The organism is Desulfobacter sp. (assembly GCF_050177295.1).
Genome location: NZ_JBFXHE010000113.1, coordinates 1 through 11,349, shown reverse-complemented (window position 1 = coordinate 11,349; position 11,349 = coordinate 1). Strand labels below are relative to the sequence as shown.

Sequence of the window (11,349 nt, the reverse complement as noted above, 5' to 3'; positions counted from 1 at the left end):
CCCAGCTGGGATGAACGCATTTACTACCGGATGGTGAAAAAGCTTGGACTTTCACCAGGCCATCTGATCCGGCAGATGTCCTGCGGCCAGCGTTCCCAGGTGGTGCTGGGGCTTTTGATGGCCCAGCAGCCTGAACTGCTGCTCCTTGATGACTACTCCATCGGGCTTGATGCCGGATACAGACGGCTGTTTCTGGATGAAATGCGCGACTATCTGGCCCAGGGGAACCGCACTGTATTTTTAACCTCCCATGTGATCCAGGATATGGAAAATTTTGTGGATGAGGCGATCTTCCTCGAACGCGGCGGGAATTTGATGATCACCTCCCTGGCGCAGTTTAAAACTGATTTTTCCTGCTTCCGGTTGCCGGTTTCAGCCAATGGCAGCACCTCCGGCGTACCCCGGGGCATGAACCGGGAACAGGTGCTGTCTGCCTGCCCCATGCTCAAAAATATTGAAATTCATAAGGATCACTGGGATCTGTTTACGTTTTCCCCGGTCCGGGAACTGGAGAATGCGCTTAAAAATACAGACATTCCCGGGAACCTGCTTGAGCCTATTCCTTTAAGCCTTGAGGATGCATTCATCGGATACACGGGGAGGTATTAATGATTCAGGCCATTTTCCGAAAAGAATTTTTCAAAATCCGCGGACCCGGATTACTGGTGATCGCTGCCCACATCTGTATCCTTCTATACCTCTATGTTGCCACCCGGAGGCTGTTTATGCTGGACCACCCGGAGGTGGTGTGGTATCGGGTACTTCACTTGGGCCAGATCCATTTTGGCCTTTTAAAATATATCCCGCTTTTATCCGGTATGCTGATTGCCTGTTTTCAGTTTCTTCCTGAAATGTGGGGAGAGCGGTTCCGCCTTTCCCTTCATCTGCCTGTGCCCCCTGCATTTGTAGCCCTGACTCATCTTCTGGTGGGGCTGACCGTTTATTGCGCCATGGCCCTGGCCGACCTTTTCGGACTTGGTCTGATTACAGGCCTGTTCTTTCCCTGGCAGGGTATAAAAATCAGTTTGTTGACCGCCCTGCCCTGGACCATGGCCGGGGCAGGCGCCTATCTTGGCATGGCACTGGCTTTGCTTGAACCTAATTTCCGGCTCAAGGCAGTCAACCTGGTCATTGGGGCCGGCATCACAGGGCTTTACCTGCAACCTGTTGACCCCGGTGCATACGAACCATGTCTGGCACTGCTCAGTGTGCCCCTGGCGTTGATGATGCTGGCAGTGCTTTTACCGGTATTCAGATTTCGCTGCAGGAGAGTAGGATAATGAATCCCAAAGCGCAGGCAGTTTATTATGTCCTGGTCATCCTGGTATCTGCGGTATATCTGCCCATGCTGTATGACAAAATTTTTATGGATGACGTTGAAAAAACCCATCTGTTCTACAGCCCTGTCAGCCAGGACTTTATTTTAACGGAAAAAATAGTGGGAAAGGTGCCGGACCCTGCCAAAGGATTTGCCTTGGACCACCACAGCAACCTGGCTTATATGAAAGCGGACGGCACCTATGTGCCCCGCAAAACCTTTGAACGCCATCTGCCGTTTATCTACTATAAAAACATGGAGATCCAGGGCCTTTTGCCCATGACCCTGAACGGGCAGACCTTTGATAAAATAACGATCAAGGCCCAGCGCCGTGTTCTTGAGCTTAAGGCCAAAGATCTTGCTGAAAAATCCCCCCATGTGCCGTTCTACCCCCTGCTGGAATCCAACCCGGGCCAGGCCAGGCTAGTTTTTCCCGAAGACCGGTTCCGCATGACAGACAGTGATATGGAGTTCATCAATGCCGATGAAAATGCTGTGGATCCAGTGTTCACAAAAATGTACACCTATACCCTACCCTTAAAAAAAAGGGATTTAAATTCCCTGCCAGATCTGTGAACGGCAAATTTACGGTGCTTAAACCCTTTGACGAAGGCGTGTTCATTGTGGACCGCGATTATCATGTTTTTCATGTCAAACGGGTGGATGACAAGCCTGAGATCAAGAAAACCCCGATTTCGCCTGAATTGAGGATCAGGGCCATCCAGGTATCTGAAAACAGCCAGAAGAAATTTTACGATTTAGCCCTTGACGGCAACGGCGGCATCAGCCTGATATCCTATGACAACTACCGGCTGATACCATTGCCGTTAAACAATTTTGATCCTGACCGTATGGACTTGAAACTGATTTTTAATCCCTTGTACTGCACGGCGGTGTATTCCGATGATACGGTGATACGGGCAGTTCTCCTGGACGACTCTTTTTCTCCGGTTAAAAGTTATGAGCACACCATGTCCAGGGCCACAGCCACACCCGCGACCCTGTTCCGGAATATACTGTTTCCCTTTGTCCTGGCACTTGGCCCCACCCCGGACAGCAGGTATGTCAAGGCCAGGCTCGTGCCCGGCACCATATGGTCTTTGTCCGGCATGGGCATCTGTGCACTGCTCTTTGCCGGTGGTGCAAAAATATTTACAGGCCAATGGCCCCGGGGTATGCGGACAGCCACTGTGGCCCTGACCGGGCTTTACGGACTGGTTGCCATGGTTATCGCAACTATCAGTGATTAGGAGAAAAATAATGATTGAAAACATGATTGTCGCCTTTGCCGTGTGTGGTGCGGTTTTCTACCTTTACCGGCATACCAATGTCCATTCCCGTTTATCACACAGTTTTCTGCCTTTTCTGGTTCCGGCACTGATCTGTCTTACGGCAGCCAGCGCATTGGGCCACACCCTTTACATTCAGCCCACCCGGTTCATGGCCGATGAAGGCAAATCCATTCCGTTCTTTTTCTGTTACGGCCACTTCATCCCTGTGGCCGACGGCATCCGGGGCAAAAAACTGAGCCGAGTCCAGGTAATCGCCCCTGACGGAAAGGCCCGGACCGTTGACATCATGGACAGCCAGGGATTGCATTCACACATGGTGGAATACAATGCCCCTGGTATCTGGGGACTGACCGCTGAAACAACGCCAGGCTACTACACCTTTTTCAAGGATACAAACGGCAAAGAACAGCATGCCGTCAAATCCATTGACAAGATCAAAAATCGGCCTGGCACGGTAATAACAAGCTACTATTCCAAACAATACGCCAAAACCTATATTAAATGCGGCATCCCCAAAGGGCCTTTCCCTGCAAATCTGAGTCTGCCCCTGGAACTTATACCTGCAACCGATATTTTTGACCTCAAATCCGGGGATACCCTGGAACTTCAAGTTGTCCTGGATGGGAAGCCATATACAGGCGAAGGGACCTGGGATGCCACGTACATGGGGTTTTCCACCCTGACATTACAAATTGATAATGAACGCAAACGGCCTGAATCCAAATCCCATTAGTTTCATTATTCTTTTTATATGAAAGTCTCATCAACGCGCTGGAATTAAAGGACTTTCATTTTTCGTTGTGGCAGGTGTTTCTGCCATGTATGTTATACAAAACATATTGACGCCCTGCCCTGCCTGCATTAGACTACCCGCGCTTGAATCGGAAGCGCCCCTGTCTCCTCTCTTTATTTTTCTGCTTTCAAAGCCAAAGGATTTGGTTTATGCAAAAACGCTTTTTTTTTCTGTCAGACACCCCCTGGCCAGCCATGTGTCTGGTTTTTCTTTTTGTGACTCTTCTTGCGGGCTGCAACGCCGTGGGACCGGATTACAAACAGCCGGACCTTTTCCCGGAAGGGTCCTGGCACGCCCCCATGCAGGAGGGGTTGGCGCAAACGCCTTCAGCCCCTGAACAGCTGGCCCAATGGTGGACGGTACTCAATGACCCGGTGCTCACGGATCTGATCTTTTGTGCGGTTCAAAACAATCTGGATGTGAAACTGGCCTTGGAGCGCATTCGCCAGTACAGGCTGCTCAAGGGAATTGAAGAAGCAGATAAACTGCCCGCCGTCAATGCCTCGGGCGGGACGTCCTGGACCGGGACCAGCAATGAAGACGGTACCGGCACAGTGTCAAAATCCTATAATGCCGGTCTTGATGCCGGCTGGGAAATTGATCTGTTCGGCCGGATCCAGCGCACCATTGAAGCCGCGGACGCCAGCCTGGCCGCCAAACAGGAAGCATGGCGGGACGCCTTGGTCAGTCTTGTGGCAGACCTTGCTGACAGTTACATTAATGTACGTACCGCCCAGATACGTCTTTGCGTGGTCAAGCAGAGCATTGCCTCCCAGACCGAATCTTTCCAGCTGACCCAGTGGCAGAACCAGTCAGGCCTTACCGATGAGCTGGATGTCCACCAGGCCCGGTACAGCCTGGAAAGCGCCAAAGCCCAGATTCCTGCCCTTGAATCCACCCTGGCCGAGGCCATGAACCGGGTGGCGGTGCTGTCGGGTCTTGCCCCGGGCACCCTGAATGATAAACTGACAGATCCCAAGCCCTTGCCCCGGCTTCCGCCGTCCATTGCCGTGGGGCTTCCCGTGGACGCCCTGCGAAGGCGGCCCGATATCAGGGAAGCTGAATACGAACTCATTGCCCAGACCGCCCAGGTGGGGGTGGCCACGGCAGGCCTTTATCCCGATCTGACCCTGTCCGGCTCCATCGGTGTCAACGCCCTAAGCCCTGCCGAACTCATTGACAATGCCCTTGACCCATCCCACTGGACCCGGTCCCTGGCCGCAAGCCTGTCCCACACCCTGTTTGATGCCGGCAGTATCCGTAAAAACATTGAGGTTCAAAGCTCATTGCAGGAACAGGCCCTGATCCAGTATGAAGCAACCATCCTGTCGGCCTTGGAAGAGGTGGAAAATGCCCTGGTGGCTTATGCCAAGGAGCAGATCCGCCTGGACCATCTAAGTGTTGCCGCTGAACAGGCCCGGATCGCCGAAGACCTGGCTAAAAAGAAATACGAATCCGGCCTTGTTGATTTCACCACAGTGCTGACATCCCAGCAGACCGTGTTATCCTATGAAAGTGATCTTGCCACAAGCCAGGGCACCTGTGTATCCGATCTGATCACCCTTTATAAGGTCCTTGGCGGGGGCTGGTCCCCGGCCGGATCTAACAACACCGCAGGCGGACAAAACAGATCTGAAACACAGCAAACCCCTTAACATCTCTGGAGTTCCCATGGATTTAACCGATGATATCAATGACAGATTAAACGCAGCCCACTCCCCAAAAGGCAAAAAGCGCATTTTCATAATTCTATTGATTCTGGCACTTGCCGCAGGCGGGGCTTATTTTTTCCTGCTGCCCCAAGGCCTGCCAGGCGGCAGTTCCGGCCCGGACCCATGGATGACCTTTAAAACTGCGCCTGCCGCTGTCACCGATATCCACGTAACAGTGTCCGCCACAGGCACCCTGGAACCCACCAACGAGGTGGAGGTGGGCAGTGAATTATCCGGCACCATCAAGGCAGTTTTTGCTGATTACAACGACCAGGTCACTGAAGGCCAGATCCTGGCCCGGCTGGACATCACGGATCTGAAGGCCCAGGTGCGCAAAAGCGAGGCATCCCTGGCTTCAGCCCGGGCATCAGTGCGCCAGGCCCAGGCCACCGTGAAAGAGACGGACCGGAAATTAAAAAACCTGAAAAAAGTCCAGGAATTAAGCGGCGGCAAAGTACCGGCCCAGACTGATCTGGATGAAGCCCAAGCCAACTATACCCGGGCCTTGGCTGACCAGGCCAGTGCCGAAGCCAGCGTAGCCGAAGTCCAGGCGTCTTTGGACAGCACGTTGACCGAATTGTCCAAAGCAGACATTATCTCCCCGGTGAATGGTATTGTCCTGACCCGGGACATTGAAAAAGGCTCCACCGTAGCCGCCTCATTTGAAACCCCGGTGCTGTTTACCCTGGCAGAAGACTTAACCCAAATGAAGCTGAACGTGGATGTGGACGAAGCAGACATCGGTATGGTCAAGGAAGGGCTTGACGCCCACTTTACCGTGGATGCCTATCCCAAACGCCAATTTGAGGCAAAAATACTGCAGGTCCGGTTCAATGCCACCACCACGGACGGGGTGGTCACCTATGAAACCATCATGACCTGTGACAATGGCGACTTAGCCTTGCGCCCGGGCATGACGGCCACGGCAGATATTATTGTTGAGCAGGCCGATCAGGTATTGTCCGTACCCAGTGCAGCCCTGAGATTCTCAATGCCCAAACCCGGGGAAGACAACAGCAAACCATCGCTACTCAAAATGTTTGTGCCCGGCCCGCCCAGGCGCGGCAACCAGTCGGCCAAGCATGTCACCATCACAGGCGGCAAAGACCGGGACACCCTATGGATTCTGGATGAAAACAAGCGGCCAAGGCCTGTACCTGTCAAAGCGGGCTTAAGCGACGGCATTAACACCCAGATTCTGGAAGGGGACATCTCCAAAGGCACCGAAGTTATTGTTGCAGCCACCACAAAGGGCAAGTAAAACCATGGCAGACAAAAAACATGCATTGATTTCCCTGACCCGGGTCACCAAGGCCTACGGCAGCAATGAAGCCAGGATTTTTGCGTTGCGCGGCATTGATCTGTCCATTGAATCCGGGGAGTTTATCTCGGTGATGGGACCGTCCGGCTCGGGCAAATCCACCTGCATGAACATCCTGGGATGCCTGGATACCCCCACATCCGGCCAGTATAAGTTTGGCGGGGTGGAGGTCAGCCATATGAGCCGCAAACAGCTGGCTACCCTGCGAAGGTTTTACCTGGGCTTTGTATTCCAGGGATTCAACCTGCTTAATCGGACCACGGCCATGGAAAATGTGGAACTTCCCCTGGTGTACAGGGGGATACCGTCCCAGAAACGCAAAGCCCTGGCACGCAAGGCCCTTGAACAGGTGGGGCTTGCAGGACGCGAAGCCCACACCCCCGGCGAGTTGTCCGGGGGGCAGCAGCAGCGGGTAGCCATTGCCCGGGCCATTGCCACCACACCTTCGGTATTATTTACCGACGAACCCACGGGCAACCTGGACACGGCCAAAAGCCATGAGATCATGGCGCTTTTAAAACAATTGAACCAGGAGCAGAAAATCACCGTGGTCATGGTCACCCATGAACCAGATATGGCCGCTTACTCGGACCGAATCGTCCACTTTGTGGACGGCCAGGTGGCAGACGTAGAAAACGCGTATGCCCCGGCAGCAAAAGGAGGCCAGGACCGATGATCCGGAACACGTTTATCCTGGCTTTGCGGGGCATCCGGCGCAATGTCATGCGCTCGGTGCTCACCATCTTAGGTATTATTATCGGTGTGGCTGCCGTGATCACCCTGGTAACCATCGGCAACGGCACCACGGCCCAGGTGACCCAGCAGATTGCCGCCATGGGCACCAATGTACTGCTCATTAGCCCGGGCCAGCGCCACGGGCCTGGCGAGACAACAGGCGCCCCGAATTTTTCGATCAAAGATGTCCAGGCCATTGAACAGCAGATCAATGATCTGGCAGGCGTGGCCCCGGCCGTATCCGCATCTGCCGTGGCCGTGATGGGCAACCAGAACTGGAGCACCAGCATCACCGGCACCACCAACGATTTTTTTACGGTACGCAACTGGACCATAAAAGCTGGACGAACCTTTTCAGAAAATGAAATCAACGCCGGGCGCACCGTATGTGTGGTGGGGGACACCATCAGGGCAAACCTGTTTGGCGACACGGATCCTGTGGGGCAGAAACTGCGTCTGGGCAGGGTATCCTGCCAGATCCTAGGCATTTTAGAAGCCAAGGGTAACTCCTCCATGGGCCGGGACCAGGATGATTGTGTCATCATGCCCATGAAAGCGGTCCAGCGCCGTTTTTCCGGCAACAAGGACATCCCCTTTATCCAGGTGGCCGTAAAGAGCGAAGCCTCCTCAACCACGGCGTCAGCCGCCATCCAGTCGCTTTTAAGAAAACGCCGGCACCTAGCCGACAATGAAGAGGACAATTTCAGGATCATGGACACCAAAGAGCTTGCCACCATGCTCACCTCCACCACCAAAACCATGACCGCCCTTCTCGGTGCCGTGGCTGCGGTGAGCCTTCTGGTCGGGGGAATCGGTATCATGAACATCATGCTGGTATCCGTGACCGAGCGCACCCGGGAAATCGGCATCCGCCTGGCCATCGGCGCCTATGAACATGAAGTAATGCTGCAGTTTCTGGTGGAATCCGTAGTGCTCTCCTCCTTTGGCGGCATTTTCGGCATCATCCTGGCCCTGGCAGCCTCCTTTAGTGCCGCAAAAATGCTGGCGATTCCCTTTGCCCCGGATATCTCCATCATTATTATTGCGTTTTTCTTCTCTGCGGCAGTGGGTGTGGTGTTCGGATATTTCCCGGCCCTGAAGGCAGCCCGTATGGATCCCATTGACGCGCTGCGCCATGAATAATCACCCTCTCTCTTCAAAAAACCAGACTTTTAAAAGCTTGATTCTATGCTGAAATGCTGTTAGATTTCCACCCTTAATTTATACTATTTCAAAGCCCTTTGCATGAATCGGGCAGGTTAAAAAGACATCAATGACAAACCCCACAGACAAAATATTAGACAAAAGATTATTGCCGGAAATAAAAAAACGCAGAACATTCGGCATTATCAGCCACCCGGATGCCGGCAAAACAACATTAACGGAAAAACTGCTGTTGTTCGGCGGCGCCATCCAGCAGGCCGGTGCCGTGAAATCCAAGAAAGCTGCCCGGGCCGCCACCTCGGATTTTTTATCCATTGAACAGGAAAGAGGTATTTCCGTATCGTCTTCCGTGATGAAGTTCAATTATAAGGACTACGAAATCAATCTGCTGGACACCCCGGGGCATAAGGATTTCAGTGAGGATACCTACCGGGTGCTCACGGCGGTTGACTGTGCCGTGATGATCATTGACTCCGGCAAGGGGGTGGAACCCCAGACCCAGAAACTGATGGAAGTGTGCCGGATGCGCAACACGCCGATTATCACCTTTATCAACAAGCTGGACCGGGAAGGGCTCGACCCCCTTGATCTTTTCCAGGATATTGAAGATAAGCTGCAGATCGAATGCGTTCCTCTGACCTGGCCCATCGGCATGGGAAAACGGTTTAAAGGGGTGTATAACCTGGAAGAGCAGCAGTTGGGAATTTTTACGCCGGGATATACCCCTAAAAATGACGACGGGGTAATGATCAGGGATCTTGATGATCCCATGCTGGATGAAATGATCGGCCAGAGCCGGGCTGATCAGCTGCGCGAGGATGTGGAACTGCTTGCCGTGGCTGCAGATCCCTTTGATCTTAACCTATATCTCAACGGCACCCAGACCCCGGTGTTTTTCGGTTCAGCCATCAACAATTTCGGGGTCAGGGAGATGCTGGACGCATTTGTCCGGATTGCACCCTGCCCCGGGGTCCGGCCCACGGCGTCCCGGGATGTGGATCCTGCCGAAGCTGCATTTTCAGGGTTCACCTTTAAAATCCAGGCCAATATGGACCCCGAGCACAGGGACCGGATCGCTTTTTTCAGGATCTGTTCGGGAAAATTCACCAAGGGCATGAAGGTGCGGCACCACCGTATTGGAAAAGAGATCAAGATTGCCAATGCCACCATTTTCATGGCCCAGGAACGGTCCAATGTGGAAGAGGCATATCCCGGGGATATCATCGGCATCCACAACCACGGCACCATCAAGATCGGGGATACCTTTACCACGAAAGAACCTTTGAAATTTCTGGGCATCCCCAATTTTGCCCCGGAACATTTCAGACGGGTGCTGCTTAAAGATCCCTTGAAAGCCAAAGCCCTGAGCAAGGGGCTGACCCAGCTGGCAGAAGAGGGCACCATCCAGGTATTCCGCCCTTTGCACGGCAACATGCATATCATCGGTGCCGTGGGTGTACTCCAGTTTGACGTGACCATGGCACGGCTTAAGGCCGAGTACAATGTCAGTGCAGGATACGAATCCATTGACCTGTCCGTGGCCCGGTGGGTGGAATGCGAAAACGAATCAATGCTCAAAGAATTTATCCGGAAAAACGAATCCAGCCTGACCCGGGATGCAGAAGGGCGTTTGACCTTTCTGACCACAAGTGAATATCAGCTTGGATTTACCCGGGAAGACTGGCCGGACATCGAGTTCCACAAAACAAGGGAACACAACGAATAGGTTTGACAGACAGCCATATTTTATTTGAAGTATAATGCGAGATCCTTTCAGAAAAATACCGTTTAACTATACCTCGGCCGGGGATGACCAGATCATTGCACATTTGTTCGGCAATGAGATTTTAAGCACCATTCATATCCTGGAAACCCTTAAAGGCACAGGCCGCTCCTCCCGCCTTCTCCACCGTTTCATGGGGGATCTTTTCATCATCCGCCGGAACGCCTTTCTGTTCCAGGAGCTGGTGGAGCACCCCATGCTGAGACGGCGGCTGTTTACCGAATTTGAAAATGACCTTTTCAATATTGCCGGGCATGCCGAACACGACGAGGTCCGCATTGTGCTTGACGCCTGCAGATCCTCACTCCGGCAGCTCAAGGACCAGATCCGGGCCGTGGCAAAGGAACAGACCCGGCTAATACGGCGGCTTTCCCCGGTTGCCGGCAAGGCCAACATATGCTTTGACCCCTTTAACATTACATCCCATGCCACGGACGCCACGGACTGGCGAAGATACATGCCCGCTGCCGTGCTGCGGCCGGACCGGGAAGACCAGATCCCCAAACTGGTAAGAAAATTAAAAAGCTTAAGATTTCATATCATTCCCCGGGGCGGGGGCACCGGGCTCACCGGCGGGGCCACGCCCCTGGCTCCGGACTGCGTCATGATCAATACGGAGAAGCTGAACACCATTTTTTCCATTGAACACCGCAAAACAAAGGACGGCAGGGATTATGCCGTGATGCCGCTTCAAGCCGGTGTCATCACCCAGAATGCCAAGGATGCGGCAGCGGCCCAGGGGTATATTTTTGCCACAGATCCCACCTCTGCCTGGGCCTGCACCATTGGCGGCAATCTGGCGGAAAACGCCGGCGGCAAAACAGCCGTGCTCTACGGTACCGCCATTGACAATGTCCTTGCTTTCAGGATCACCATGCCCGACGGCCGCCTGCTCACAGTGGCGCGCCAGGACCATCCCCTGCGCAAAATCTGGTACGAGGATAAGCTTAGTTTTGTGGTGACAGATGAAACCGGGCAGATCCTGAACACCATTGAGTTGACCGGGGCGGAGATCCGTAAAAAGAACCTGGGCAAGGATGTCACCAATAAGGTCTTAGGCGGCCTGCCCGGGTTGCAGAAAGAGGGGTGTGACGGCATCATCACCTGGGCCGAATTTATCCTCTACCCTGAGTTTGCACACAAGGCCACCTGCTGCATTGAATTTTTCGGCAATGACATGACCGAGGCAGGCAAGGTGATTACCCAGGTCTGCACCCGGTTTGACAACAGC

10 protein-coding genes and 1 pseudogene are annotated in these 11,349 nt (G+C 53.5%); all 11 read left to right on the top strand.

Annotated features, from left to right (window positions below; genetic code table 11):
* A pseudogene (locus AB7U36_RS10115) lies at positions 1-609 on the top strand (ABC transporter ATP-binding protein); the annotation flags it as partial.
* The gene (locus AB7U36_RS10110) at positions 609-1,280 is read left to right on the top strand and encodes a hypothetical protein (RefSeq protein WP_428159658.1); all 672 of its coding nucleotides are present in this window, start codon (positions 609-611) and stop codon (positions 1,278-1,280) included. The pseudogene AB7U36_RS10115 and the gene AB7U36_RS10110, both read left to right, overlap by 1 nt.
* Positions 1,280-1,894: a DUF4857 domain-containing protein gene (locus tag AB7U36_RS10105; protein ID WP_428159657.1), complete on the top strand. Its 615-nt coding sequence runs from the start codon at positions 1,280-1,282 to the stop codon at positions 1,892-1,894. Before AB7U36_RS10110 ends, AB7U36_RS10105 begins: the two co-directional genes overlap by 1 nt.
* Positions 1,891-2,568, top strand: coding sequence for a DUF4857 domain-containing protein (locus AB7U36_RS10100; protein ID WP_428159656.1), 678 nt, complete (start codon positions 1,891-1,893; stop codon positions 2,566-2,568). Before AB7U36_RS10105 ends, AB7U36_RS10100 begins: the two co-directional genes overlap by 4 nt.
* A gap of 10 nt (positions 2,569-2,578) precedes the next feature.
* Entirely contained in the window at positions 2,579-3,343 is a 765-nt protein-coding gene (locus AB7U36_RS10095; protein ID WP_428159655.1) for a DUF4198 domain-containing protein, read from the top strand.
* A 209-nt stretch (positions 3,344-3,552) separates the two neighbouring features.
* Positions 3,553-5,058, top strand: a complete 1,506-nt coding sequence (locus AB7U36_RS10090; protein WP_428159654.1) for an efflux transporter outer membrane subunit — start codon at positions 3,553-3,555, stop codon at positions 5,056-5,058.
* 16 nt (positions 5,059-5,074) lie between these two features.
* Positions 5,075-6,376 (top strand): efflux RND transporter periplasmic adaptor subunit, encoded by a 1,302-nt coding sequence (locus AB7U36_RS10085; protein ID WP_428159653.1) that lies wholly within the window; start codon positions 5,075-5,077, stop codon positions 6,374-6,376.
* 4 nt (positions 6,377-6,380) lie between these two features.
* A complete protein-coding gene (locus tag AB7U36_RS10080; RefSeq protein ID WP_428159652.1) occupies positions 6,381-7,112 on the top strand; it encodes an ABC transporter ATP-binding protein in 732 nt (243 codons plus the stop codon).
* The gene (locus tag AB7U36_RS10075) at positions 7,109-8,314 is read left to right on the top strand and encodes an ABC transporter permease (protein ID WP_428159651.1); all 1,206 of its coding nucleotides are present in this window, start codon (positions 7,109-7,111) and stop codon (positions 8,312-8,314) included. The genes AB7U36_RS10080 and AB7U36_RS10075 overlap by 4 nt, the downstream gene beginning before the upstream one ends.
* A gap of 130 nt (positions 8,315-8,444) precedes the next feature.
* A complete protein-coding gene (locus AB7U36_RS10070) occupies positions 8,445-10,061 on the top strand; it encodes a peptide chain release factor 3 (protein ID WP_428159650.1) in 1,617 nt (538 codons plus the stop codon).
* A gap of 34 nt (positions 10,062-10,095) precedes the next feature.
* Positions 10,096-11,349, top strand: a 1,254-nt coding sequence (locus tag AB7U36_RS10065) for a DUF3683 domain-containing protein (RefSeq protein ID WP_428159649.1), incomplete at its 3' end; no start/stop codon positions are given.